Here is a 26,207-nt window from a genome sequence, read left to right as displayed (position 1 = left end):
CGCGAATCATTCCTTCGGCTGATTTGACCGGCGCCTGGCCGCTCTACAGTAGCGCCTTGACACTTCGGCACGCATTTTCAGAAAAGGGACAATCATGCTGCAGACCCGAATTCTCGAACCCACCGAGGGCGCCTACGCCTATCCGTTGTTGATCAAGCGCTTGCTGCTGTCGGGCGGGCGCTACGAGAAAACCCGCGAGATCGTCTACCGCGACCAGGTCCGCCTGAGCTACCGCGAGCTGGGCGAGCGCATCGCGCGGCTGGCCAATGTGCTCACCGAGGCTGGGGTCAAGGCCGGCGACACCGTGGCGGTGATGGACTGGGACAGCCATCGCTACCTCGAATGCATGTTCGCCATCCCGATGATCGGCGCGGTGGTGCATACCATCAACGTGCGCCTGTCGCCGGAGCAGATCCTCTACACCATGAACCACGCCGAAGACCGCTTCGTGCTGGTCAACAGCGATTTCGTCGCGCTCTACCAGGGCATCGCCGGGCAATTGACCACGGTCGACAAGACCCTGCTGATCACCGACGGCCCCGAGCGCAGCGCCGAGCTGCCGAACCTGGTCGGCGAATACGAACAGCTGCTCGCCGGCGCCAGCCCTCGCTACGACTTCCCCGACTTCGACGAAAACTCGGTGGCCACCACCTTCTACACCACCGGCACCACGGGCAACCCCAAGGGCGTGTACTTCACCCACCGCCAACTGGTGCTGCACACCCTGGCCGAAGCGGCGGTGCTCGGCGGCGACGACAGCGTGCGCCTGCTCAGCAGCAGCGATGTGTACATGCCGATCACGCCGATGTTCCACGTGCACGCCTGGGGCATTCCCTACGTGGCCACGCTGATGGGCATCAAGCAGGTGTATCCCGGACGCTACGAGCCGGACATGCTGATTCGGCTGTGGCGCGAGGAACAGGTCACGTTCTCCCACTGCGTGCCGACCATCCTGCAGATGCTGCTCAACTGCCCCACGGCCAAAGGCCAGGACTTCGGCGGCTGGAAAATCATCATCGGCGGCAGCGCGCTCAACCGCGCCCTGTACCAGGCCGCGCAGGCCCGTGGTATTCAGCTCACGGCGGCCTATGGCATGTCCGAGACCTGCCCGCTGATTTCCTGTGCGCACCTGAACGACGAACTGCTGGCTGGCAGCGAGGACGAGCGCGTCAGCTACCGCATCAAGGCGGGGGTGCCGGTGCCGATGGTGGAGGCGGCGATCATTGACGAACACGGCCGCTTCCTGCCCAACGACGGCGAGTCCCAGGGCGAGCTGGTGCTGCGCGCGCCGTGGCTGACCCAGGGCTATTACCAAGAGGCGGACAAGAGCGCCGAGCTGTGGCGCGGCGGTTGGCTGCACACCGGCGACGTGGCCACCCTCGACAGCATGGGCTTCATCGACATCCGCGACCGTATCAAGGACGTGATCAAGACCGGCGGCGAATGGCTCTCGTCCCTGGACCTGGAAGACCTGATCAGCCGTCACGAGGCGGTGCGCGAGGTGGCGGTGGTCGGCGTGCCCGACCCGCAGTGGGGCGAGCGGCCGTTCGCGCTGCTGGTGGTGCACCCGGATCGGCAACTGGACGCCAAAGCGCTCAAGGAACACCTCAAGCCGTTCGTCGAGCTTGGGCACATCAACAAGTGGGCCATTCCCAGCCAGATCGCCGTTGTTACTGAAATTCCCAAGACCAGCGTCGGCAAACTGGACAAGAAGCGCATCCGCGTGGAGATCGGTCAGTGGCAGGCCAGCAACAGCGCCTTCCTGTCGACCTTGTAACGACCGCGCCAGACAGTCCGATCGGCGAGTTAGAGCCATCGCGGCTTGTCAAACGCGGAATTTCAGCCATGCTTCAGCACGGCCAGCGAACACGGTGGCAAATTGCAATTGCCGCCGGCGACACGACGCAAATCACACTTTAGAGGGATCAAGCGTTGTCGGGCGCTGGCTATAGTCGGTTCAGGGGATTGTCAGGAATGGGGAGGGGCACGCCCTGCGCGCCGCCTGCCGGTGCATCTGCCGTTCAGGTGCCGGGGTCGTTTCTGCAAGCACTCGTTGCCATAACAAAAATGTACATGGAGTAGCGTCGATGACATCTGCAAACCCGCTCTGGCGTCGGGCCAAGCTGCCCTTGGCCGTCAGTCTCGCTTCCACGCTGGCCAGTCCTGCTTTCGCTGTGAGTTTCAACATCGGGGAAATCGAAGGTCAGTTCGATTCGTCGCTCTCCGTTGGGGCCAGTTGGTCCACGGCCAACCCCAACCGCAACCTGATCGGCGTCAACAATGGCGGCAAGGGGCTGTCGCAGACCTCCGACGACGGTCACTTGAACTTCAAGAAGGGCGAGACCTTCTCCAAGATCTTCAAGGGCATCCACGACCTCGAGCTCAAGTACGGCGACACCGGCGTGTTCGTGCGCGGCAAGTACTGGTACGACTTCGAGCTCAAGGACGAAAACCGCGAGTTCAAGAACATCAGCGATTCAGGGCGCAAGTCCGGGGCCAAGTCCTCGGGTGCGCAACTGCTCGACGCGTTCGTCTATCACAACTACTCCATCGGCGACATGCCCGGCTCCGTGCGCCTGGGCAAGCAAGTGGTGAGCTGGGGCGAGAGCACCTTCATCGGCGGTGGCATCAACTCGATCAACCCGATCGACGTCGCTGCCTTCCGCCGACCTGGCGCCGAGATCAAGGAAGGCCTGATCCCGGTCAACATGTTCTACGTGTCCCAGAGCCTGACCGACAACCTGTCGGCCGAAGCCTTCTACCAGCTCGAATGGGACCAGACCGTCACCGATAACTGCGGCACCTTCTTCTCCCAGCCGGACATCATCTCCGACGGCTGCAACGACAACCTGCGCGTGCTCAACAGCAGCCGCACGGTGCCGGCCGCCGCCCAGCAGTTCCTCGCCACCCGCGGCGTGAACATCAACCAGGAAGGGGTGATGGTGCGCCGTGGCGGTGACCGCGACGCGCGCGACAGCGGCCAGTTCGGCGTGGCCATGCGCTACATGTTCGAGCCGTTGGACACCGAGTTCGGCGCCTACTTCATGAACTACCACAGCCGCGCGCCGATCTTCAGCGCCACCGGCGCACCGCCGGGCGTGTTCGCCGGCATCCCGTCGCTGCCGGCCAGCCTGCGTCCGCTGGCGCCGTTGATCGTCGCCGGCAACTCGAAGTACTTCGTCGAGTACCCCGAGGACATTCGCCTGTACGGCCTGAGCTTCTCCACCACCTTGCCCACCGGCACGGCCTGGAGCGGCGAGATCAGCTACCGGCCCAACGCCCCGGTGCAGTTGAACACCACCGACATCCTGTTCGCCGGCGTGCGCCCGCTGGGCGGCGCGCTGGCCAACGCCTCGCTGCTCAACGGCACGCCTGGCCAGGACCTGCACGGCTACCAGCGCAAGGAGATCACCCAGTTCCAGACCACCCTGACGCACTTCTTCGATCAGGTGATGGGCGCCAGCCGCATGACCGTGGTCGGCGAGTTGGGCGTGACCCATGTGGGCGGCCTGGAGAGTGCCTACGACACCCGCTACGGTCGCGACCCGGTGTTCGGCCCAGGGCCGCTGCCGGCCACCGGCGGCGCCAATACCTGCCAGGCGCTCAACGCCAGCACCATCGCCGGCGCCGGTGCCGGGGCCTCCACCGCCAACCTGAACCGCAAGTGCGAGAACGACGGCTACACCACCAGCACGTCCTGGGGCTACCGCGCCCGGGTGATCTGGGACTACAACGACGTGTTCGCCGGGGTCAACCTCAAGCCCAACGTGGCCTGGTCCCACGACGTGTCCGGCTACTCGCCGGGTCCGGGCGGCAGCTTCGAGGAAGGGCGCAAGGCGATCAGCCTGGGCGTGGACGCCGAGTACCAGAACACCTACACGGCGAGCCTGTCCTACACCAACTTCTTCGACGGCAAGTACAGCACCGTGGATGACCGCGACTTCGTCGCCCTCAGCTTCGGCGTGAATTTCTAAGCACTCAGATTCAGGATGACGACGATGACGATGACCACAAGTCTGCTCAAGGCCGGTGTGCTGGGTGTGTCCCTGCTGGCGGGCAGTGTCATGGCGGCGGTGTCCGCCGACGAAGCGGCCAAGCTCGGGTCCACGCTCACCCCCATGGGCGCCGAGAAGGCCGGCAACGCCGATGGTTCCATCGGCCCCTGGGAGCCACTGGCCAAGAATGCCGGCAGCGTCGATGGGCGCGGCTTCCTGGCCGACCCGTACGGCAGCGAGAAGCCGCTGTTCACCATCACCGCTGCCAATGCCGAGCAGTACAAGGACAAGCTCGCCCCTGGCCAGTTGGCGATGCTCAAGCGCTACCCGGATACCTACAAGCTGCCGGTGTACAAGACCCATCGCGGTGCCACCGTGCCGGATTCGGTGTTCGCCGACATCAAGGCCAACGCCACCAACGCCACCCTGGTGGAGGGTGGCAACGGCCTGAACAACTTCCGCGGCGCGGTGCCGTTCCCGATTCCCAAGAGCGGTGTCGAGGTGGTGTGGAACCACATCACCCGTTATCGCGGTGGCAGCGTGGCACGCCTGGTGACCCAGGCCACGCCGCAGCAGAACGGCTCCTACAGCCTGGTGTACTTCAGCGACCAGTTCGTGTTCCGCGACAAGATGAAGGACTACGACCCGAACAACCCGGGCAACGTGCTGTTCTATTTCAAGCAGGAAGTGACCGCGCCCGCGCGTCTGGCCGGGACCGTGCTGCTGGTGCACGAGACCCTCGACCAGGTCAAGGAGCCGCGCAAGGCGTGGATCTACAACGCCGGCCAGCGTCGCGTGCGCATGGCGCCGCAAGTGTCCTACGACGGACCGGGTACCGCCGCCGACGGCCTGCGCACCTCCGATAACCTGGACATGTACAACGGCGCGCCCGATCGCTACGACTGGAAGCTCGAAGGCAAGAAAGAGATGTACATCGCCTCCAACGCGTTCAAGCTCGACGATCCCAAGCTCAAGTACGCGGACATCATCAAGGCCGGTCATATCAACCAAGACCTGGCGCGTTACGAGCTGCGTCGGGTGTGGCACGTGGTCGCGACCTTGAAGCCGGGTCAGAAGCACATCTACGCCAAGCGTGACTTCTATATCGACGAGGACACCTGGCAGGCGGCGGTGATCGACCAGTACGACGGTCGTGGGCAACTGTGGCGCGTATCGGAAGCCTTCGCCCAGCCGTACTACAACAACCAGGTACCGTGGTACACCCTCGAAGCCATCTACGACCTGCAGTCGGGGCGCTACCTGGCCCTGGGCATGAAGAACGAAGAGAAGAAGTCCTACGACTTCACCTTCACTGCCAACAAGGCTGACTTCCAGCCGGCCGCCCTGCGTCAGAGCGGGGTGCGCTGAAGTCTTCGGGAGGGGCGGCCAAGCGCCCCTCCTGTCACGTTCCGCACCTTGCCCACACTGATCCTGGTCAACCCCGCTAAGCTTGAATCTTCCAGAATTGGCCCTATGTATTGGTCATCTCCGGCAGGTTCTTCTTAACGGGTGCTGTTTATCGCTCCGCCTGCCCTTTTTAAGGAAGGTATCCCCCATGCGAATAGACCGACTGACCAGCAAGCTGCAACTGGCGTTATCCGACTCCCAATCCCTGGCCGTGGGCATGGACCACCCGGCCATCGAACCTGTGCACCTGCTGCAGGCCCTGATCGAGCAGCAGGGCGGCTCGATCAAGCCGCTGCTGATGCAGGTTGGCTTCGACGTCAACAGCCTGCGCAAGGCGTTGACCAAAGAGCTCGACCAACTGCCCAAGATCCAGAATCCCACCGGCGACGTGAACATGTCCCAGGACCTGGCGCGCCTGCTCAACCAGGCCGACCGCCTGGCCCAGCAGAAGGGCGACCAGTTCATTTCCAGCGAACTGGTGCTGCTCGCTGCCATGGACGAGAACAGCAAGGTCGGCAAGTTGCTGCTCGGCCAGGGCGTGAGCAAGAAGGCCCTGGAAAACGCCATCAACAACCTGCGCGGCGGCGCGGCGGTCAACGACGCCAACGTCGAGGAATCGCGCCAGGCGCTGGACAAGTACACCGTCGACCTGACCAAGCGCGCCGAGGAAGGCAAGCTCGACCCGGTGATCGGCCGCGACGACGAAATCCGCCGCACCGTGCAGGTGCTGCAGCGCCGCACCAAGAACAACCCGGTGCTGATCGGCGAACCCGGCGTGGGCAAGACCGCCATCGCCGAGGGCCTGGCCCAGCGCATCATCAATGGTGAAGTGCCCGATGGGCTCAAGGGCAAGCGCCTGCTGGCTCTGGACATGGGCGCGCTGATCGCCGGCGCCAAGTACCGCGGCGAGTTCGAGGAACGCCTCAAGGGGCTGCTCAACGAGCTGTCCAAGCAGGACGGCCAGGTCATCCTGTTCATCGACGAACTGCACACCATGGTCGGCGCTGGCAAGGGCGAGGGCGCCATGGACGCTGGCAACATGCTCAAGCCGGCGCTGGCGCGCGGCGAGCTGCACTGCGTGGGCGCGACCACCCTCAACGAGTATCGCCAGTTCATCGAGAAGGACGCGGCGCTGGAGCGACGCTTCCAGAAGGTGCTGGTCGAGGAGCCGAGCGAGGAAGACACCATTGCCATCCTGCGTGGCCTCAAGGAGCGCTACGAGGTGCACCACAAGGTAGCGATCACCGACGGCGCGATCATCGCGGCGGCCAAGCTCAGCCACCGCTACATCACTGATCGTCAACTGCCCGACAAAGCCATCGACCTGATCGACGAAGCCGCCAGCCGCATTCGCATGGAGATCGACTCCAAACCCGAAGTGCTCGACCGTCTCGACCGTCGCCTGATCCAGCTCAAGGTGGAATCCCAGGCGCTGAAGAAGGAAGAGGACGACGCGGCGAAGAAGCGTCTGGAGAAGCTCACCGAGGAAATCGCCCGTCTGGAGCGTGAGTACTCCGACCTGGAAGAGATCTGGGCGTCGGAGAAGGCCGAGGTGCAGGGTTCGGCGCAGATCCAGCAGAAGATCGAACAGGCCCGCCAGGAACTCGAAGCGGCCCGGCGCAAGGGCGACCTGAGCCGCATGGCCGAACTGCAGTACGGGGTGATCCCGGACCTGGAGCGCAGCCTGCAGATGGTCGACCAGCATGGCAAGACCGATAACCAACTGCTGCGCAACAAGGTCACCGAGGAGGAAATCGCCGAGGTGGTCTCCAAGTGGACCGGCATTCCGGTGTCGAAAATGCTCGAAGGCGAGCGCGACAAGCTGCTGAAGATGGAAAGCCTGCTGCACGAGCGGGTGATCGGCCAGAACGAGGCGGTGACCGCCGTGGCCAATGCGGTGCGCCGCTCGCGCGCCGGTTTGTCCGACCCCAACCGGCCCAGCGGTTCGTTCCTGTTCCTCGGCCCCACCGGTGTGGGCAAGACCGAGCTGTGCAAGGCGCTGGCCGAGTTCCTGTTCGACACCGAAGAGGCCATGGTGCGCATCGACATGTCCGAGTTCATGGAGAAGCATTCGGTCGCGCGGCTGATCGGTGCTCCGCCGGGCTACGTGGGTTATGAAGAGGGCGGTTACCTGACCGAGGCGGTGCGGCGCAAACCCTACTCGGTGGTGCTGCTCGACGAAGTGGAGAAGGCCCACCCGGACGTGTTCAACGTGTTGCTGCAGGTGCTGGAAGATGGCCGTCTGACCGACAGTCACGGCCGTACCGTGGATTTCCGCAACACGGTGATCGTGATGACCTCGAACCTGGGCTCGGCGCAGATCCAGGAACTGGTCGGCGACCGCGAGGCCCAGCGTGCAGCCGTGATGGATGCCGTGGGCGCACACTTCCGGCCGGAGTTCATCAACCGTATCGACGAAGTGGTAGTGTTCGAGCCGCTGGGCCGCGAGCAGATCGCCGGTATCACCGAGATCCAGCTTGGTCGTCTGCGCGGTCGTCTGGCCGAACGCGAGCTGGCCTTGAACCTCAGCCCCGAGGCCTTGGACAAGTTGATCGCAGTGGGTTACGACCCGGTGTATGGCGCGCGCCCGTTGAAACGGGCGATCCAGCGCTGGATCGAGAACCCGCTGGCGCAATTGATCCTCGCGGGCCAGTTCGTGCCAGGTGCGGCGATCACGGCGCAGGTGGAGGGCGACGAGATCGTCTTCGCCTGAGTCGTCACGTGGCAGAGAAGCCCCGCATCCGCGGGGCTTTTTCTTGTCACCGTGCAGGGGCGAGGTGCGCAAATCCCTGATTTTTCTCGCTCCGTGCTAACTCGCTGAAAATTTTGAAAAAAATGCTTGCACAATGAAAACGGTACGCCTAATATTCGCACCGCTGTCAGGCACTACCCAGATCAACGGCGGTACAGGTGATCTGAAAACAACTTACAAATCAGTAAGTTGGGTGAAAAAAAGTGGTTGACAAGCAAAACGAAGAATGTAGAATAGCCGGCCTCAGCAGCGACAACGCTAAAGAGATCGAAGCTAACACAAGCTTCGCAGTTGTAAGGTTGTACGAAGTGCAGTTCCGCGATAGCTCAGTCGGTAGAGCAAATGACTGTTAATCATTGGGTCCCTGGTTCGAGTCCAGGTCGCGGAGCCAATTTCGGGGTGTAGCGCAGTCCGGTAGCGCGCCTGCTTTGGGAGCAGGATGTCAGGAGTTCGAATCCCCTCACCCCGACCATTTTCCGGGTCGTTAGCTCAGTTGGTAGAGCAGTTGGCTTTTAACCAATTGGTCGTAGGTTCGAATCCTACACGACCCACCATATTCACAGAGGTTCCTGAGGTAGTGGGAGCTGAATGAAGCGAGAAGAAGTTCTGCTTCAGTGTGATGAGGACAAGAAACAGCCCGCCTATATGGCGGGCTTTTTCGTTTTTGCCATTGCTTGCCCGATGGCGCTTCCAGAGGCTATGTCGGGCGTCCCTGCCCGGCGATGTGCTCGACCTGCCTCCAGCGGGCGCGCCACCGCGCCCTACCTTGATCAGTACAACTGGTAGTGATCCATCACGTCATCCACAAAATAGATGACCAGCCGAGAGCCTTGGGCTTGGCTGGAGGGCTTGTTCATCCCGGTGACGCTACCCACGTCGCTCATCACGCCCTGCGCCTTGGAAACCTGCGCAGAAGCGTTGTACATCTTCAGGCTGTTTTCGGTGGACACATACTTGTGGGCCAAGGCCATGTACTTGTCCAGACCTTCTTCGCTCTTGCTATACGTCCAGTTAGAACCATTGCTGCGGCTGGAGGCGTCCAGCGCTTCCTCTGCGGGCGTGCCGAACAGTTGTTGCACCTGGGACTTGGTGGTCTTGCCGGGGATCAACGTCTGCTTCAGGTAGGCCACGTTGTACTTCTGTGAACCCGAATCGAGTGGGTTGACGAAGTTGCCTGAGCTGCTGCAGCCGGTGAGAGCACCGGTCATCAGGCATACAGCCAATCCGATGTGCATGAATTGTTTATGTGTGCGAGCCATAGCGTCACCTGTAAAAGGTCGAGGCTGTTCCAGTGGAAGTTGACGGCTATCGAATCGAGACACACAGGTGCCCACAACGCGACGCCGAAGTGTGAACTAGAGCAGCCTTTTCAATGAGTGAAAGTGCCGGCAGAGGGTATGCCTGCTGCTCTTTCTCGGCTATAGCACACCTGTACTAACGGCGCGCAGAAGTGGAGTGTTTATACTGGCGACGGGTGGCTATTCATTGCCAGGTAACTGTACTAGCCGCCGCTGAGTCAGCTCACCAACTTAAAAATTTCAGCGCTCCAGCGTCCAACTACCGGTCACCGGAAAGTTGCTGAATTGAGCCGCCGCTGCCGCCCGAGTGGGCACGCCCAGTGTCTTCAGCAGCGTAGAGACATGAATGCGCACGGTGAACGGCGAAATGCCCAGGTCCTTGGCGATCTCTTTGTTGGTCTTACCGGCGGCGATCAGGCCAAGCACCTGTTTTTGCCGGGCGGTGAGGTTGGAAAGACTGGGGTCCAGGATCGGGTTTTCCGGGTTGTAGCGGACCACCACTTCGCCCTCGCGAATGGCCATGATGGCCTCGGCGATACCGGCAGGGTCGACATTCTTGCCGATGAAGCCATCGGCGCCTTGGCCGATGACCTGGGAAATGACGTCCAGGTCATCGACCATGGACACCACGATGATGGAGGTGCGCTTGAATTCCTGGCGCAGTTGACCGATGACCGACAGTGACGTGAGGCCCGGAAACCGCAGGTCGAGCACTAACGAATCGATTTCGCCGCCGTGGCGGGCCAGAGTCAGTACTTCATCCAGGTTGCCGGCCTGTTCGATCTGCGCGCCCGGCAGGAGCCGTTCCAACGTCCGCAGCATGCCCTCGCGAAACAGCGGGTGGTCATCCGCCACTATGATTCTGCACGACATGTTTCAGACCCATCCGACGCCCGAGTGGGCGCATAGTAACGCAAACCTTGACCCAGGGTTCAAATTCAACAGCGCCCAGACGCGCGCAGAGGTGCAGATAACATGACCGAGAAGAACAGCGAACTCGACCAGGCCACGTTGCGCCTGACGGTCAGTACCTGCGCATCGCTGTACATCTTCATCGTGGCCTGCCTGCCATCGAGCAACTTCGCCACTTATGCGCCGATCCTCTGGTACATGGCGTTCTTCATCAGCGTGGCAGTGCCTCTGCGCATGCTGATCAAACGGCGGCCGGGGCACTTCTTCTGGCGGCGGATTTTCGCCATGTTCCATGACTATGCCGGCATCTCCTTCGCCTTGTGCGTCGGCGGCGAGGGCGCACTGCCGGTCTACGCGGCACTGCTCTGGGTGACGTTGGGCAACGGCATGCGCTTCGGCTCGCAGTACCTGGCCTGGGCGACCATGATCGCGCTGTCGATGCTGGTCGTGGTGTTCTGGATCAACCCCTTCTGGTACTCGCAGCCTTACATGTTCCTGATGCTGATGGTGACCACCATCGTGGTGCCGGCCTACGCGCACATTCTGCTCAAACGCACGCGCATCGCCTCCGAAGAAGCCATCGCCGCCAACCAGGAAAAGTCGCGCTTCCTGGCCCAGGCCAGTCACGACCTGCGCCAGCCGATCCACTCCATCGGCCTGTTTACCGCCTGCCTGCGCGACGCCCACCTGGGGCGCGAGGAACTGCGCCTGGTGGACAACATCGACCGCTCGCTGCACACCGTTTCGCAGCTGTTCCGCTCGATCCTGGACATCTATACCCTCGACAACGGCCAGCTCGAACCGCAATCGGAGCCGGTCAACCTCAACGCGCTGCTGCAGGATGTGATCAAGCAGAACCAGGAGGCGGCGCGCTGGGCGGGGGTCGAGCTGCGCCTGCGGCCCTGCCAGCACTGGGTGAACGTCAATCCGGGGCTGCTGAGCACCATGGTGCAGAATCTGGTCTCCAACGCCCTCAAGTACGCCGCCGGTCAGCCGGTACTGGTGGGGGTGCGCCGCCACGGCAAGGGCCTGTCCATCGTCATCTACGACAAAGGCCGTGGGATCGCCGCCGAACACTTGCCCGAGGTGTTCAAGGAGTTCTACCGGGTGCGTCATGCGCGCGACAAGGACGTGGAAGGCTTGGGCCTGGGCTTGTCCATCGTCAGGCGTATCGGCGAGTTGATCGACCTGCAGGTTCGCTTGGATTCGCGGGTCGACCATGGCACCTGCGCAACCATTCATGGCTTGCAGGCCATCGCCCCCGGTCAGGAGATCGTACGCCAGGCCCCCGTGCAGAGCCGCCTGCAAGGTCTGCGCGTGTGCCTGGTGGAAGACGACGCGAGTGTCCTGATGGCCACCTCGGCGCTGCTGGAGAAGTGGGGCTGCGAGGTGGAGGGCCATAGCGATGGCCTGAACGTGATCACCGAGTGCGACATCATCATTGCCGACTATGATCTGGGCACCCAGATTTCCGGCGCCGAGTGCATTGCTGCCATTCGTGAGCGCCGCGGCTGGGACGTGCCGGCGATGATCATGACTGGCCATGAAATGGCGCGTATCCGCGCCTTGGTGGCTGACCAGGACATCTCGGTGCTGGCCAAGCCGGTGCGCCCGCCGGAGCTGCGCGCCGTATTGCTCGAACAGGTCAAGGCCATGGAAGACGCCCGCCTGCCGGTCTGACGACCCAACAGGAGTATCGATTTGAACAGCACAGTTTCGGGTTCGCGCGCGTTGTACATGAGCGAGGTGAAAAGCGAGGTCGATCAGGCCACGTTGAGGCTGATCGTCAGCAGTATCGCGCTCGTCTACATGCTGGCACTGGCGGTATTCAACGCGGACCGCGCGATGACCTACTTGCCGATCATCACCTACATCACCACCTTCATTTTTGTCTCGGTGTTCCTGCGCCTGGCGATCAAGCGCTGGCCCGGGCATTTCTTCTGGCGCCGGCTACTGTCCATGTTCCACGATTACGCCGGCATCGCCTTCGCCCTGGCATTGGGCGGAGAGGCGGCGTTGCCGATCTACGTCGCGCTGTTGTGGGTCACCCTGGGCAACGGAATGCGCTTTGGTTCGCGCTATCTGGCCTGGGCCACCGGGATCGCGCTGGCCACGTTGGTCCTGGTGTTCTGGTTCGACCCTTACTGGCATTCGCAGCCTTATATGTTCCTGACGTTGATGGTGACCACCATCGTGGTGCCAGCCTACGCCGATGTCCTGCTCAAGCGCACGCGCCAGGCGTCCCAGGAGGCCATGGTTGCCAACCAGGAAAAATCCCGCTTCCTGGCCCAGGCCAGTCACGACCTGCGTCAGCCGATCCACTCCATCGGGTTGTTCACCGCTTGCCTGCGCGACGCCAACCTGCCACGCGAAGAGTTGCGGCTGGTGGATAACATCGACCGCTCACTGCACACGGTTTCGCAGTTGTTCCGCTCGATCCTGGACATCTATACCTTGGACAACGGCCAACTCGAGCCTCAGTCCGAGCCTGTGAACCTCGACGCGCTGTTGCAGGATGTGGTCAAGCAGAACCAGGAGGCGGCGCGCTGGGCGGGGGTCGAGTTGCGCTTGCGGCCTTGCCGGTACTGGGTCGAGGTCAATCCGGGACTGCTGACGACCCTGGTGCAGAACCTGGTGTCCAACGCGCTGAAGTATGCGGCCGGTCAGCCGGTGCTCATCGGTGTTCGGCGGCGCGGCAGTGAACTGGTCATCGTCATCTATGACAAAGGCCGAGGTATCGCCGCCGAGCATCTGCCTGAGGTGTTCAAGGAGTTCTACCGGGTGCGCCACGAGCGTGACAAAGACGTCGAGGGATTGGGACTCGGGCTGTCCATCGTCCAGCGCATCGGTCGCTTGATCGGCCTGCAAGTCCACTTGCACTCGCGTGTCGAGCGCGGTACCTGTGCCAGCGTCCGAGGTTTGAAAGCCATTGCGCCGCGTATCGATGTCGCCCGTCCGGCGCCGGTGCAGAGCCGCCTTCAAGGCCTGCGCGTGTGCCTGGTGGAGGACGACGCCAGTGTCTTGATGGCGACTTCGGCCTTGCTCGAGAAATGGGGCTGCGAGGTGGAAGGCCACAGCGACGGCCTGAACGTGATCACTGACTGCGACATCATCATCGCCGACTATGACTTGGGCACGAAGATTTCCGGCGCCGAGTGCATCGCCGCCATCCGTGAGCGACGGGGCTGGGAGGTGCCGGCGATGATCATGACTGGCCATGAGATGGCGCGCATCCGCGCCCTGGTGCAGGACCAGAACATCTCGGTGCTGGCCAAGCCGGTGCGGCCGCCGGAGTTGCGCGCGGTGCTGCTCGAACAGGTGAAGGTGATGGCTGCCGAGCGCTGCGCCGTATAGGCGCCTTTACAACGGCTGTCCGGCGTAGAGGCCGGCGAAGCGGGCTGCGGCCACGGCGCGATTGGGCACGTTCAACGCGCGTATCAACGACGATACGTGCACGCGCACGGTGTAGGGGGAGATGTCCAGGGCGGCGGCAATTTCCTTGTTGGTCTTGCCCTGGGCGACCAGATGCCAGACTTCACGTTGCCGGGCGGTCAGGCGGCACACCGGGTCATCGCTGTCGAAGGCGGCCGCTTCAATCGCCTGGCAACTGACCACCACCTTGCCTTTGCGGATTTCCCCGAGTGTCTTGCGCACTTGTTCGGCGCAGCAACTTTTGCCGATGAATCCATTCACTCCGGTTTGCAGAACCAGTTCGACCAGTTCAGGATCTTCCAAAGCCGACATCACAATAATGATCAGCGAACTTTCCGTGGTCTCGCGCAACTTCGCGAGTTCGGCGATGGACGCCAGGCCGGGCAGGCGTAGTTCGATCATCAACATGTCGGCCGAAGGCAGATTGCCGAGCAGTAACCGAACCTGTTCGACGTTTCCGGCCTGGCTGATGTGTGCATCCGGTAGCAAGCATTTCAGTAGCCCAATCATCCCCTCGCGGTATAGCGGATGTTCATCTGCCACAATTATTTGGCAAGTCATTTGAGGACGTGGAATCCGTTCAGCACAAGTATGAAGAGGCATGATCATGTCGAACTCATACCGCATTAGAAATAGCGCACGTGGGCTAGTACAGGTGTGCTAGACGAGGGTTCTCAGCAGGCTCTTCACGGGGTTGCCGGCTGCGGCCGTGCAGTGATCGCCAGCGGTTTGCTCTCGACGATCAACAGTCCGGCGCCGAAGGCGTAAGCGCACAGGTGCACCCAGATGTCTCGATCTTCCCGATGGATGACGAACACGTGCGCAGGGTTGTTCCAGACATCGCCCAGGCCGCTGTTGTATTTCTCGGCGAAATGGCGTGGCCAGTTTTGCAGTGCGTCAGTGGTTTCTCGCGTCAGGGTGCCGTCGAAAATCTTCTGGCCGCCCAGTGCCTTCACCACGGCTTCGATATTGCGTGCCAGTTCGAGGTCGGAGAAGGTCTTGCCTTCGGTATTGGTGATGTTCGCTGACCAGACGCGACCTTCCACCGGTTCCAGCCGATCGCCGGTCCAGAACGGAATCTGATCGAACTCGGACACTTCCGGTGTGCTGCCGGTGGTGTAGCCGTCAGGCAGGGCGATGTAGGGGAAAGCCCCCGGGGACACGGTCGAGACCGGCAACTGCGAGACATCGAACGCCTGGGTTTTGGCGGTTGCCTGGGCGTCAGTGCTGGCGTGGGCTGGACCACCGGCGATCAGGCCCAGGCCGATGACCAGCGCCAGGGCTGTCGAGCATGCTGTTTTCATGAAGATTCTCTTGAAGGCGCGCGGACCTGCTGCTGTCGTCCAGCAGCAGGTCCGCGCGGGTGAACGGTGGCCGGTGCAGGCCACCGCAGTACGTTTAGAAGCGAACCGTGATGCCCGCATTCACCGAATGGAAGCGGGTGTCCGAACCGAACTGGCCCTGGTACGACAGGTCCAGGTCGGTCTGGCGGGTCAGACGCATCTTCGCGCCCACTTCGGTCAGTGCCACGTTGCGTGTCTGGGCGATGCCCTGCACTTCGAAGTCAGGACCGCCCGCGAAGGACTGCTCGTTGCGTGGGTCCAGGTCGCCATAAGCGCGGCGCCAGCCGAGCGAGCCATACACCTGGGTGTCGCGGTTGGCCACGCGGGTATGGGTGGAGGCGCGCATGCCCACGGTCGAGAACCAGGTGTCCTGTTTCTCGCTGGACACGTCCAGCGCCGCGGCACCGCCTTTTTCGCGGAAGCTGTCGGCGTCGTACTTCACGTAGGACACGCCCACGAACGGCTCCAAGGCCACTGCGCCCAGGCCGATGCGGTAAGCCGCCTCGCCACTGGCTTGCAGGGTATTGGCGTCGCGCTTGCCCTTGAGGTGGTCGTTGAACCCGGCGAAGCCCACGTTGCGCTCGCTGTCGAGCTTGTGCCAGGTGTAGCCGACATCCGCACTCAGACGCAGGGCATCGAGCTGGGCACCGGTGTACAGACCCAGGTGGTAGTTGTCGCTGTTGCCCTTGGCGTCGCGGTCGTCAGCATCGAACTTCGAGCGGCTGTAGCCCCCGTAGACGCCCGCGCGCCAGTCCTGGGTGATGCTGCCGTCGGCACCGATCAGCACACCGCCGGTGCGCTGGCGCAGGCCGCTGGAGCCGTTGTTGCCGTCCAGGCGCGACCAGTTGCCGAAGGTCTGGGCCCAGGCGCCGCCCTGGTAATCGGGTGCGGCGGGCATGAAGCTCGAGGCGCCGAGCGGCATGCGCACGGTGTTGCTGTCGAGCAGCGTGCGCAGGCGCGAGCCCAGTACGCCGGACACCACCTGGCTGTTGGCGATCAGCGCGGTACCGGTGCTGCTGTGGTAGTCGCCGGAGAGCTGATCGATGGCGTTGCGCGCGCTGGCGGCATCGAGCACCAGCAAGTTGTTGTACAGGCGCAGCGGATCACCGCTCTGCTGCAGCACGCTCAGGGCTCCGGCGGTGTTCCACTGGTTCTCGGTGAGCGCCACGGTCTGGAAGATGCCTGGCGTGCCGCCGGTTGCCGGTGGCTCGACCGGAGGCTGCACAGGCGGTTGGACGGGTGGCTCGACCGGGGGCTGAACCGGCGGCTCTACGGGTGGCTCGACCGGAGGCTGAACCGGCGGCTCTACGGGTGGTTCGACCGGAGGCTGAACCGGCGGCTCTACGGGTGGCTCGACCGGAGGCTGAACCGGTGGCTCTACGGGTGGCTCGACCGGCGGCTGAACCGGTGGCTCTACGGGCGGCTCTACCGGCGGCGTGGTGGTCTTCTGCGCGATGGTCAGGTTCAGGGCGTTGGCCGTGCGCTGCAGGCTGACGTCGAGGAAGGCCGAGTTGCTGAAGGCTTGCGCGTAAGCCGTGCCGGCCGCCGCACCGTCGACCACGCCGCCTTGGGCGGTGAGCAAGGTGTAGGTCTGGCCGTTCTGGTAGCTCTGCGCTTCGTTGAGCGTGGTGACGTCCACGCGGGTGCCCCGCAGGGTGGCGGTGCCGCTGACGTTGACTTGGTCAGAGCCGCCATCGCCGGCGATGTCCGCCGCGTAACGCGAGCCCGCCGCCATGTCCAGATCGCCTTTGATCGACAGGTTGCCCAGTGCGCCTTCACCTGGCGACAGGGTACCGCCGGAAGCCACCTGGGTGTTGCCGACCTGGCCGCGACCGGCCAGCACACCGCCGTCCAGCACTTGGGCGCGGTTGCTGTAGTTGCCGGAGGCGTCGGTGTGGCCGACGGTGCCGTTGACCACCAAGGTGCCGTTGCCCACGCTCAGCAGCGAGGTGCCGCGCGGGTTGGTCTGGTCGACGTCGCCGGCCAGCACCAAGCGACCGCCACGTACCACGGTGCTGCCGGACAGCCCGGTGAGGTCGCCGCTCAGGGTGGTGTTGCCGCTGAACGAGTAGACCCGGCCCGCGCCGCTGATGCGGTTGCTCAGTTGCAGGTCGCTGTCGGTATGGTTGAAGGCCAGCGCGCCGCTGCCGGCACCGAAGCGGATCGCCGTCTGCGGGTCGAGGCGACCGGCGGCCTGGGCGGCGCTGGCGGTGATCGAGTCGATGTCGGTACGGTCGTCGTCGCGCACCACGGCGCCACCGATGCTCAAGGCGCCACGGGCCGCAGAGTTGATGCTGGTCAGCACGCTGATGTCGATGCCGTCGGTGCTGCTCAGTTCGGCGCCATTGGCCAGTATCAGGTTGGTGCTGTTGGTGGAGGTGCCCAGGGTCATTGCACGGGTGGCTAGACGGGTACCTTCGCCGGAAACGCTGACCACGGTGTTACGGCTGATATTGGCCGCGCCCAGCGTCATGGAGTCGCTGGTCAGTACGGCGCCGTCGCTCACGCTGAGGTCGTTACGGTTCCTGAAGGTGCCGGTATTGTCCCAGCGGGTGCCCGCGCCTGTCAGAGTACTGATCGAGTTGATGTCCACGCGTTCGCTGGCGAGCTGGCCGCCGTTCTGCAGGTTGATGCGCGAGTCGTAGATGAAGACGCCGCCGGAGGTCACATTGACCGCATCCACCTTGGCGTTCTGGCCGCTGACCAACAGGTTCGCCCGGGACAAACCGTTGCCGGCGTTACCGTTGTCGCTGAGCTGGAGATCGCGCACCGACACCTGGCCGCCGTCGAGCACGTTCAGCGTCCCCTGGCCCGCACCGCCTATGACGATGGCGTTATCCAGCACCGCGTTGGTGCGTGGCACGACCCAGCGGGTGCCGGCGCCTTCGACCACGACGGTGGCCATGGCCGTGCTGGCTTCGCTGTTGGTCGATGAGCCGCCGATTCGTCCGCCTTTGCTGACGACCTGGGCACCGTTGTTGATGGTCAGGCCGGCTGGGGTGCCGTTACTGGGGCGAAGCGAAATCGAGCCATCGATGCCGCGATCGCTACTCCAGGTTTCCTGCCCACTGTTGATGTTGTAGTCCGCCGCCTGGGCATTCGGGAGCACGCTGAGCGTGATCGCGAACGCGAGCGGGGAGAGTTTGAATAGGGGGTTCATAGCGACTCCAGATACTCCATTAGAGGCCACGTTAGTGGCTGCCGGCCATCAAGGCCTTGGCGTTCCATAGGTGCGACGTGTCAACAGGGGGAGTATCCGGAGCGCTCGGCGCGCTGGAAATAGTACGCATGTGCTAGCGTCTTGCAGAACGTGATGCCGCGCACATCAAGGGTTGCAGCCCGATGTCGGGGTACAGGTCGCGATCTGCCGCGCACATTGCGACAATTCGGTCATGACGCCCTGTCACGCTGGCGCAGTGGGTCGAAGGTAAAGGGGAAGGCGATGGCAGGCAGGTTGATCTACCTCATCGGGCCGTCCGGTTCAGGCAAGGACAGCCTGCTGGACGCGGCCCGCGAACAGTTGACAGCCAAGGGCGCGTGCATCGCCCGGCGCGTCATCACTCGCTCGGCCGAGGCCAACGGCGAGGCCGCCATGGCGGTCAGCGCGGCGCAGTTCGAGCAGATGCGCGAGGAGGGCGCCTTTGCCTTGCATTGGCAGGCCAACGGATTGCAGTACGGGATTCCACGGATCATCGACCAATGGCTCGAACAAGGGCACGACGTGCTGGTGAACGGCTCACGCGGGTACCTGGCCCAGGCCCGGCTGCGTTATCCACAGTTGCAGGTGGTGTTGCTCAGTGTGGCGCAGGACGTGTTGCGTCAGCGGCTGCTGGCGCGCGGTCGGGAAACCCCGGAGGAAGTGGAGGCGCGCCTGGCGCGCAACGCCCGTTTCGCCAGCGAAGCGCGCGAGGCCGACCCCCGTTTGTTGCTGCTGGATAACTCAGGGCCGCTGGCAGAGACGGTGGCGCGGTTGCTCGCCCATCTGCAGCAATAGTGGGCGAGGAGTTGGGGGAGCGGCTCAATGGCTCCCCCGATCGACTCAGTGCAGCTTCAAGCGCGGCTCGGTGCCGCGGCCGATCTTGCTGCCCAGCATCAGCATGGCCGTGCGGAACACACCGTACAACGCCATCTGGTGCATGCGGTACAACGACACATAGAACATCCGCGCCAGCCAACCTTCGAGCATCACGCTGCCGGTGAGGTTGCCCATCAGGTTGCCCACCGCCGAGAACCGCGACAGCGAGACCAGCGAGCCGTAGTCCTTGTAGGTGTAGGTGGCCAACGGCTTGTTCTCCAGCCGAGCCTTCAGGCTCTTGGCCAGCAGCGACGCCTGCTGGTGTGCCGCCTGGGCGCGCGGCGGCACGTTGCGGTCGCTGCCCGGCTGCGGGCAGGCGGCGCAGTCGCCGAAGGCGAAGATGTCGTCGTCGCGGGTGGTCTGCAGAGTCGGACGCACCACCAACTGGTTGATGCGGTTGGTCTCCAGGCCATCGATGTCCTTGAGGAAGCCCGGCGCGCGAATGCCCGCCGCCCACACCTTCAAGCTCGCCTGGATCACCTCGCCGCTGGCGGTCTTCAGGCCGTCCTCGGTCACCTCGCTGACGGCCGCGTTGGTCATCACCGTCACCCCGAGTTTTTCCAGGGTCTTGTGCACCGGCTGGCTGATGCGCTCGGGCAGCGCCGGCAGTACGCGCGGGCCGGCCTCGATCAGGGTGATGTGCATATCTTCCGGACGGATACGGTCCAGGCCATAGGCCGCCAGCTCGTGGGCCGCGTTGTGCAGCTCGGCCGCCAGTTCCACGCCGGTGGCACCGGCGCCGACGATGGCCACGCTGATCTTCTCGCTGGCGGTGTCGCCGGCGTGGGCGCGCAGATAATGGTTGAGCAGTTGCTGGTGAAAGCGCTCGGCCTGCTTGCGGCTGTCGAGGAACAGGCAGTGCTGCGCCGCGCCCAGGGTGCCGAAGTCGTTGGTGTTGCTGCCTACGGCGATCACCAGCGTGTCATAGCCCAGGGTGCGCGCCGGCAGCAACTCGCGGCCTTCTTCGTCGAGGGTGGCGGCCAGTTGGATGCGCTTGCCTTCACGGTCCAGGCCGCTCATGCGCCCGAGCTGGAAGTTGAAGTGATTCCACTTGGCCTGGGCCACGTAGTTGAGCTCGTCTTCGGAGGAATTGAGCGAACCGGCGGCCACTTCGTGCAGCAACGGTTTCCAGATGTGCGTCAGGTTGGCGTCGACCAAGGTGATCTCGGCGCGCTTGCCCTTGCCCAGGCTCTTGCCCAGGCGGGTTGCCAGTTCCACGCCGCCGGCGCCGCCGCCGACAATCACGATGCGATGAGTCATGGGGATATCTCACAAGTTTTACGGAATTCGGGGACACCAGGTCCGGCCGCTTCGACACAGGGGAGGGCGAGCGCAAGGCAGCTCATAGCACCGGTCCACGTGGCGGGCAGCTCGACGGGCAGCGTCCGGGGCAGGACGGCGCGTCGTGGGGTAGACGTCTTGGAGTGCGGGCGCGGTACAACGTTTCCTACAGCCTTGGAAAGAAGTTGAAACGAATGATCATACCTTTCATCTGCGCCGCCGAGTGTACGTCATTGCAACGTCACACGATCAAAGGCTGATGCCGACGTCGAACACGATGCTGCGGCCCAGGTTGGCGCGCAGGAAATCCGGCGCGTCCGGATGAGCGAACAGCACCCGGGCGAAGGTCGGTCCCACCAGCGACAGCGAGCGCCAGCCCTGGCGCAAGTACTCGGTGGGCGGCGGGAAGTGGCTGTTGAGGTCGAGCACTTCGCGCTTGAGGCTGGCGAAGGCGATGATGTCCAGCTCGCCCAGGTCCAGCCCGCGCTCGCGGTAATTGCGCGCTTTCTTGCCCAGCGTCGGCCCCAGGCGGCCGATCAGCTCCTGAGCGCTGATGCGCCGTGGGCGCGCCTCGCGACGCACCAGTTGCGCCAGCGAAAAGGCGCTGCGCCGACGCTGCAGTTCCTCGCGCCATTCGTCGTTGAGCCGGCGGCCCTGGTCGAGCACGAAGAACACTTCGAAGGCCGCATCGCGAAACAGCACGTCCGGTGGCTCCTGGCCGGCCGGGGTGAAGTCTTCGCTGCGGTAGGGAATGTTCAGCCCTTGCAGCAGGCGCTGGCAGACCCAACGCTCACGCTCCCATTTGCGGGCATTGGACAGGAAGGCATTGGCTTGTTCGGCCTGGATGGTAAGCAGGCGCAGGTAATCTGAGTCATCCATGGCAACAAGCTTAGTCTGCAATTGTGAAGGTTAAGGTCTTGTCTTCACGCAAGATTCGCGAACCGGCTTCGGGTGTAGACTCGGCGGCATCCGCCACCGATGCGAGGTCGTCATGATCAGTGCCCAGGTCCTGTCCAGCACCAGCCTGACCCTCGGTTGGCTGGCCTACGCACCGCTGCTGCTGTGGGCCGCCAGCCGCACCCGCTGGGTCGAGCTGTTCAGCGACCCGCGCCGCCAGCACCTGCTGTTCGGCACGGTGCTCGCGCTGTTTGCGCTGTGGATGGTGCGGCGCGATTTCGACTCGGGCGTGTCCTACCATTTCCTCGGCATGACCGCCGTGACGCTGCTGCTGGATTGGCCGCTGGCCGTGCTCGGCGGCTGCCTGGCGCAGCTCGGCCTGCTCGCCCTGGGGCGCCAGGACCTCGCCGCCCTGGGCATCAACGGCCTGCTGATCGTGGCCTTGCCCGTGCTGGCCACCGAAGCCTGCGCCACGCGGGTCGAACGGGCCCAGCCACGCAACCTGTTCGTCTACATTTTCTGCTCCGGCTTCTTCGCCGCTGCCCTGGCAACCCTGGTGTGCCTGCTGGCAGGCATGGCGCTGCTGTGGCTGGACGGCCTGTTCGCCATGCCCGAATGGCTCGGCGACTTCATCGGCTACCTGTGGCTGACGATGTTCCCCGAGGCCTTCATCAACGGCACCGTCATCAGCGCGTTGGTGGTGTTCTGTCCCGAGTGGCTGGAAACCTTCAACCGCACCCGCTACTTGCAGGCGCCGTGGAAGGAAGACTGACGGCGTTCAGCTCGCCGCGCTCAATGCCGGGGTTCAAGATCCCCCGAATACAGTTCGTCTTCGGACTCCGGTGCCGCCGGAATCTTGTGCTCTTCGGCCGCCCAGGCGCCCAGGTCGATCAACTTGCAGCGGTCCGAGCAGAACGGCCGGTTCGGGCTGTTCGCGCTCCATTCAACGGGCGCGCCACAGGTGGGGCAATCGACGGTCATTGGCTGGCTCAAGGCTGGCCTCCTCGTAAAGTCAGGTAAAAGGCATGCAACTGATCGATCTGCTGATGCAGCCACGGCAGGTCGCGGTCGTTGACCACCACATCGTCGGCATGGCGCAGACGTTCCTCGCGCGACAGCTGCGCTGCCAGGATCGCCTGCACCTGGGCTTCGCTGGTGTCGTCGCGTTGCAGCGTGCGAGCGATCTGCACGCTTTGCGGCACATCGATCACCAGGATGCGTTGGGTTTTCTGGTACTGGCCGGATTCGATCAGCAGCGGCGAGACATACACCGCGTAGGGCGATTGCGCTTTGGCCAGGTAGCTGAAGATCTCCTGGCCAATCAGCGGATGCAGCAACTGTTCGAGCCAGCGCCGCTGCGTGGGGTCGCTGAAGATGCGCTCGCGCAACGCCGAGCGGTTTAGCGTGCCGTCCTCCAGCAAGACCCCTGCACCGAAGCGCTCGACGATGCTGGCCAGGGCCGGCCGGCCCGGTTCCACCACCCAGCGCGCGGCCTGGTCGGCGTCCACCAAGTGCACGCCGAGCTCGACGAAGCGTTCGGCCGCCGCACTCTTGCCGCTGCCGATGCCGCCGGTGAGGCCGAGAATCCAAGGGGTGAAGGCTGCAGTGGTCATCAGTATCCAAGCAGTTGCAGGTAGGAAGCGTGTATTTCATCACCCCAGAGCCAGGCGATCCACCCCGCGATGGCCAGATAAGGTCCAAACGGCAGTGTGGTCTGCAACGACGCCCTCTTGATCTTCAGCACACACACACCGACCAGCGCCCCCACCAACGAGGCCAGCAGCAAGGTCAGCGGCAGCACCTGCCAGCCGCCCCAGGCCCCGAGCAGCGCCAGCAGTTTGAAGTCGCCGTAGCCCAAGCCTTCCTTGCCGGTGATCAGCCGGAACACCCAGTACACCGACCACAGGCTCAGGTAACCGAGCACCGCCCCCCACAGCGCATCGGCCAACGGCACGAACACCCCGAACGCATTGATCACCAGGCCCAGCCACAGGGTTGGCAGCACCAGTACGTCCGGCAGCAACTGATGGTCCGCATCGATCAGGCTCAGGGCCAGCAGGCACCAGGTCAGCAGCAGGCCCAGCAGCGCCTGCTCGCTCACGCCGAAATGCCACGCCACCAGCCACGACAACAGCGCGCAACTCAGTTCCACCAACGGATAGCGCAGACTGATCCGCCCCCGGCACGCCGAGCAGCGCCCGCGCAACAACAGGTAACTGAGCAGCGGAATGTTTTCCCACGGCCGAATCCGATGCTGGCACGCCGGGCAGTGCGACGTAGGCAGGCACAGGTCGAAACGCGGGTAGGACACCTGGCCCAGGCCCAGCACCTCACGCGCCTCCTTCTGCCACTGGCGCTCCAGCATCACTGGCAACCGCAGCACCAGCACATTGAGAAAACTGCCCACCAGCAGGCCAAGCAGCGCCGCTCCGGCCAAGAACAGTCCCGGCTGGTCGACAAGCAATATCCACAGGTTCATGTCAGATCAGGCTACCCAACTGGAAGATCGGCAAGTACATGGCCACCACCAGGCCACCCACCAGCACGCCGAGGATCAGCACGATGGCCGGCTCCAGCAGGCTGGTCAACTGTTCCAATACCAGACCCACCTGTTCCTCGTAATGACAGGCCGCCTTGTCCAGCATCGCGTCCAGCGTGCCGCTGGACTCGCCAATGGCCGTCAACTGCACCAGCAGCGGCGCGAACAGCGGCTCTAGCGCCATGGCCTGGTGCAGCCCCAAACCATTGGCCATGCCCTGACGCAACTGCCCGACCGCTCGCTCGTGCAGCGCATCGCCACACGCCGGCGCCACCGTGTGCAGTGCATCGAGCAACGCCACCCCCGCGCCATAGGCCGTCGCCAGACTGCGCGCGAAGCGCGCCAGCGCCGCATGGCTGAGCAGCCGCCCGAACACCGGCAGCCGCAGCGCCTGACGAATCATCCACAGCCGCGCCGGCAGATGCCCACGGTACAGTTGCACCCAGCCCACCCCGGTTATCCCCAACACCGTCAGTATCATCAGCAGATGCCGACCCAACCCGTCGGACACATCGATCACCCACTGCGTGAACACCGGCAGCTCCTTGCCCACCCCCGTGAACATCCCCTCGAAGCGCGGCACCACCTCCAGCAGCAACAAGGCCGCCACCGCCAGCCCGGTCAGCAGCAGGATCAACGGATACAGCATCGCCTTGCGCACCCGCCGCTTGAGCGCCTGACGCCGTTCGAGCATGTCCGCCAACTGTTCCAGTTGCCGATCCAGCGTCCCCGACTGCTCACCCACCCGCACCAGGTTGCAGTACAACCCGTCGAAGCCGCGCGGCTGACGCTGCAACGCTTCCGCCAAACCCAACCCCGCCGCCACCTCCTGCTGCACCCGCCCCAACAGCGCCACCATTGCCGCATCCGCGCCACTGCGCCCCATCACCTCGAACGCCTGCAACAACGGCACTCCCGCCTTCAGCAGCGTCGCCAACTGCCGCGAAAACCCCGGCGCATCCACCTCCTCGCGCCGCCCCGGCAACCGCCAGCCCACCTCGCTCGCCGGCCACACCCGCGCCGCCTGAATACCCTGGCGCAGCAACCCCGCCCGCACATACGCCGGACTGCGCCCCTGCACCCGACCCGTCAGCCGCGCCCCGTGCGCATCCGCCCCTTCCCACGCATACCACCGCATCGCCCCCATCACAGCCTCCTTGGCCACCGACAAGCCCGGTAACAGCTCGCCACGCCCTTCCCAGGGCAGAAATTGCAGACGCTCACTAGAGTAGGTCAGCGGACATGACGTCCCACCGCGCAGGGGTGACAAAAGGTGTCCATTGGGCTCTACTGCGCGCCAGCCGGCCCCCGACCCCAGGTCGCGGCCAGATCGAATCGACAAGGAACCTGTTATGAAAGGGCAACGCGGCATCACCCTCATCGAACTGATGATCGTCGTAGCGATCATCGGCATCCTCGCCACCATCGCAATCCCCATGTACACCAACCACCAGGCACGCGGTAAAGCGGCCGCCGGGTTGCTGGAAATCTCCGCCCTCAAGACCCCGATGGATCTGCGCTTGAACGAAGGCAAGGACGTGACCGACGCCGCCAGCCTCGGCGGACAGGCCAGCACCGCGCACTGCGCCATCCTCGCCAGCGGCACGGCGGCGGCGGGCACCGGCAGCCTCGTCTGCACCCTGCTCGATGCACCCGCCAACGTACTGGGCAAACGGCTGACGCTGACCCGTTCGGCCACGGGCTGGGCATGCAGTACGGACCTGGAAAGCGACCTCGCGCCCAGCGGTTGCGCCGGGTTGCCGGGGCAGGGCGAGGGGCAGGGGAATAAGTGAGGCGAAACAGAGGTTTGCGTAACGCGCACGGCAGTGGTAGCGTTGCGCACACGCCGGTGTAGCTCAGTCGGTAGAGCAGCGCACTCGTAACGCGAAGGTCGCAGGTTCGATTCCTGTCTCCGGCACCAGTTCAGGTTTCAGCGAAGGCTACACAAATCTCTGGAACCCCGGTAAAACCCGCCTTTTGGCGGGTTTCTTCGTTATGGCGTTCCGTTGGATTTCGACAGATGTCGGCCGATTTAGGGGTAACGTTTGGGATAAAGTCGATTCGGAGAGTGTCAGATTTTTTGTGTGCGGGCCGATAACGGCCTGCCGTCAGGCTGGCCATGCTTTTACCAGGTCGGCCTGATAAATCGATCTCCGTACAGCATCGCGAATTGATTCATCGCATTTTTCCAATCATGGGCCGCTGAGCCCCAGTTTGCCGTGATGTTCCGCAGCCCCAGCCAAATCAGCTTGGTGGCGGCCTCATCCGTTGGGAAG

Annotated in this window: 20 protein-coding genes, 4 tRNA genes and 1 pseudogene; 13 read left to right on the top strand and 12 right to left on the bottom strand. The window is 63.8% G+C overall.

The window, feature by feature from the left end; translation table 11 throughout:
• Positions 1-94: 94 nt before the first annotated feature.
• The 7 genes from Q7C30_RS04700 to Q7C30_RS04670 all read left to right on the top strand — a co-directional run bounded on the left by Q7C30_RS04700 (position 95) and on the right by Q7C30_RS04670 (position 8,708).
• The gene (locus tag Q7C30_RS04700; protein WP_039580158.1) at positions 95-1,777 is read left to right on the top strand and encodes a fatty acid--CoA ligase; all 1,683 of its coding nucleotides are present in this window, start codon (positions 95-97) and stop codon (positions 1,775-1,777) included.
• A 310-nt stretch (positions 1,778-2,087) separates the two neighbouring features.
• Positions 2,088-3,974 (top strand): DUF1302 domain-containing protein, encoded by a 1,887-nt coding sequence (locus Q7C30_RS04695; protein WP_317870846.1) that lies wholly within the window; start codon positions 2,088-2,090, stop codon positions 3,972-3,974.
• Positions 3,975-3,998: 24 nt separating this feature from the next.
• Positions 3,999-5,363 (top strand): DUF1329 domain-containing protein, encoded by a 1,365-nt coding sequence (locus Q7C30_RS04690; protein WP_295481148.1) that lies wholly within the window; start codon positions 3,999-4,001, stop codon positions 5,361-5,363.
• Between the two features lie 187 nt (positions 5,364-5,550).
• Positions 5,551-8,115: an ATP-dependent chaperone ClpB gene (gene clpB, locus Q7C30_RS04685; protein ID WP_116889136.1), complete on the top strand. Its 2,565-nt coding sequence runs from the start codon at positions 5,551-5,553 to the stop codon at positions 8,113-8,115.
• 354 nt (positions 8,116-8,469) lie between these two features.
• Positions 8,470-8,545, top strand: a tRNA-Asn gene (locus tag Q7C30_RS04680).
• A 4-nt stretch (positions 8,546-8,549) separates the two neighbouring features.
• Positions 8,550-8,626: transfer RNA gene (locus Q7C30_RS04675), tRNA-Pro, on the top strand.
• 6 nt (positions 8,627-8,632) lie between these two features.
• Positions 8,633-8,708, top strand: a tRNA-Lys gene (locus Q7C30_RS04670).
• Between the two features lie 216 nt (positions 8,709-8,924).
• Here the strand turns inward: Q7C30_RS04670 and Q7C30_RS04665 are convergent.
• On the bottom strand, positions 8,925-9,362 hold the full coding sequence (locus Q7C30_RS04665) for a hypothetical protein (RefSeq protein WP_317870845.1): 438 nt from the start codon (positions 9,360-9,362) through the stop codon (positions 8,925-8,927).
• Between the two features lie 330 nt (positions 9,363-9,692).
• The gene (locus Q7C30_RS04660; RefSeq protein ID WP_317870844.1) at positions 9,693-10,325 is read right to left on the bottom strand and encodes a response regulator transcription factor; all 633 of its coding nucleotides are present in this window, start codon (positions 10,323-10,325) and stop codon (positions 9,693-9,695) included.
• Between the two features lie 102 nt (positions 10,326-10,427).
• Here Q7C30_RS04660 and Q7C30_RS04655 point away from each other — a divergent pair, with 102 nt between their 5' ends.
• Both Q7C30_RS04655 and Q7C30_RS04650 read left to right on the top strand, forming a co-directional pair.
• Complete coding sequence (locus Q7C30_RS04655) at positions 10,428-12,044, top strand: hybrid sensor histidine kinase/response regulator (protein ID WP_317870843.1); 1,617 nt, start codon at positions 10,428-10,430, stop codon at positions 12,042-12,044.
• Positions 12,045-12,101: 57 nt separating this feature from the next.
• Positions 12,102-13,718 (top strand): hybrid sensor histidine kinase/response regulator, encoded by a 1,617-nt coding sequence (locus tag Q7C30_RS04650; RefSeq protein WP_317870885.1) that lies wholly within the window; start codon positions 12,102-12,104, stop codon positions 13,716-13,718.
• A 6-nt stretch (positions 13,719-13,724) separates the two neighbouring features.
• Here Q7C30_RS04650 and Q7C30_RS04645 read toward each other — a convergent pair whose 3' ends face one another.
• From Q7C30_RS04645 to Q7C30_RS04635, 3 genes are all read right to left on the bottom strand, one after another.
• Positions 13,725-14,405, bottom strand: a complete 681-nt coding sequence (locus Q7C30_RS04645) for a response regulator transcription factor (protein ID WP_317870842.1) — start codon at positions 14,403-14,405, stop codon at positions 13,725-13,727.
• 77 nt (positions 14,406-14,482) lie between these two features.
• The gene (locus Q7C30_RS04640; protein ID WP_317870841.1) at positions 14,483-15,100 is read right to left on the bottom strand and encodes a hypothetical protein; all 618 of its coding nucleotides are present in this window, start codon (positions 15,098-15,100) and stop codon (positions 14,483-14,485) included.
• 94 nt (positions 15,101-15,194) lie between these two features.
• Complete coding sequence (locus tag Q7C30_RS04635; RefSeq protein ID WP_317870840.1) at positions 15,195-18,299, bottom strand: autotransporter domain-containing protein; 3,105 nt, start codon at positions 18,297-18,299, stop codon at positions 15,195-15,197.
• 282 nt (positions 18,300-18,581) lie between these two features.
• Here Q7C30_RS04635 and phnN point away from each other — a divergent pair, with 282 nt between their 5' ends.
• The gene (gene phnN / locus Q7C30_RS04630; protein ID WP_317870839.1) at positions 18,582-19,133 is read left to right on the top strand and encodes a phosphonate metabolism protein/1,5-bisphosphokinase (PRPP-forming) PhnN; all 552 of its coding nucleotides are present in this window, start codon (positions 18,582-18,584) and stop codon (positions 19,131-19,133) included.
• 45 nt (positions 19,134-19,178) lie between these two features.
• Here the strand turns inward: phnN and Q7C30_RS04625 are convergent, their stop codons facing one another.
• Together Q7C30_RS04625 and Q7C30_RS04620 are read right to left on the bottom strand one after the other, a co-directional pair.
• Positions 19,179-20,474: an NAD(P)/FAD-dependent oxidoreductase gene (locus Q7C30_RS04625; RefSeq protein ID WP_039580135.1), complete on the bottom strand. Its 1,296-nt coding sequence runs from the start codon at positions 20,472-20,474 to the stop codon at positions 19,179-19,181.
• A gap of 270 nt (positions 20,475-20,744) precedes the next feature.
• The gene (locus Q7C30_RS04620) at positions 20,745-21,374 is read right to left on the bottom strand and encodes a DUF1780 domain-containing protein (RefSeq protein ID WP_039580132.1); all 630 of its coding nucleotides are present in this window, start codon (positions 21,372-21,374) and stop codon (positions 20,745-20,747) included.
• A gap of 112 nt (positions 21,375-21,486) precedes the next feature.
• Between Q7C30_RS04620 and Q7C30_RS04615 the strand changes: the two genes are divergently transcribed.
• A complete protein-coding gene (locus tag Q7C30_RS04615; protein ID WP_317870838.1) occupies positions 21,487-22,164 on the top strand; it encodes an energy-coupling factor ABC transporter permease in 678 nt (225 codons plus the stop codon).
• 20 nt (positions 22,165-22,184) lie between these two features.
• Here Q7C30_RS04615 and yacG read toward each other — a convergent pair whose 3' ends face one another.
• Genes yacG through Q7C30_RS04595 form a run of 4 tightly spaced genes read right to left on the bottom strand, consistent with a single transcriptional unit; the run spans position 22,185 to position 25,201 of the window.
• Positions 22,185-22,385, bottom strand: a complete 201-nt coding sequence (gene yacG / locus Q7C30_RS04610) for a DNA gyrase inhibitor YacG (RefSeq protein WP_029614418.1) — start codon at positions 22,383-22,385, stop codon at positions 22,185-22,187.
• On the bottom strand, positions 22,382-23,005 hold the full coding sequence (gene coaE, locus Q7C30_RS04605) for a dephospho-CoA kinase (RefSeq protein ID WP_116889126.1): 624 nt from the start codon (positions 23,003-23,005) through the stop codon (positions 22,382-22,384). The genes yacG and coaE overlap by 4 nt, the downstream gene beginning before the upstream one ends.
• Positions 23,005-23,871, bottom strand: coding sequence for an A24 family peptidase (locus Q7C30_RS04600; protein WP_317870837.1), 867 nt, complete (start codon positions 23,869-23,871; stop codon positions 23,005-23,007). The genes coaE and Q7C30_RS04600 overlap by 1 nt, the downstream gene beginning before the upstream one ends.
• Position 23,872: 1 nt before the next feature.
• Positions 23,873-25,201: a type II secretion system F family protein gene (locus Q7C30_RS04595; protein WP_317870836.1), complete on the bottom strand. Its 1,329-nt coding sequence runs from the start codon at positions 25,199-25,201 to the stop codon at positions 23,873-23,875.
• An 82-nt stretch (positions 25,202-25,283) separates the two neighbouring features.
• On the opposite strand from Q7C30_RS04595, the gene Q7C30_RS04590 reads away from it, so the two are divergent.
• Together Q7C30_RS04590 and Q7C30_RS04585 are read left to right on the top strand one after the other, a co-directional pair.
• Positions 25,284-25,724 (top strand): pilin, encoded by a 441-nt coding sequence (locus Q7C30_RS04590; RefSeq protein WP_116889120.1) that lies wholly within the window; start codon positions 25,284-25,286, stop codon positions 25,722-25,724.
• 52 nt (positions 25,725-25,776) lie between these two features.
• Positions 25,777-25,852: transfer RNA gene (locus Q7C30_RS04585), tRNA-Thr, on the top strand.
• Between the two features lie 204 nt (positions 25,853-26,056).
• Here the strand turns inward: Q7C30_RS04585 and Q7C30_RS04580 are convergent.
• Positions 26,057-26,207: pseudogene (locus Q7C30_RS04580) on the bottom strand (IS256 family transposase); the annotation flags it as partial.

Origin of the sequence: Pseudomonas sp. RAC1, assembly GCF_030658255.1 — a bacterium.
Classification (GTDB): domain Bacteria; phylum Pseudomonadota; class Gammaproteobacteria; order Pseudomonadales; family Pseudomonadaceae; genus Aquipseudomonas; species Aquipseudomonas boreofloridensis.
This window is presented reverse-complemented; position numbering and strand designations above follow the sequence as displayed.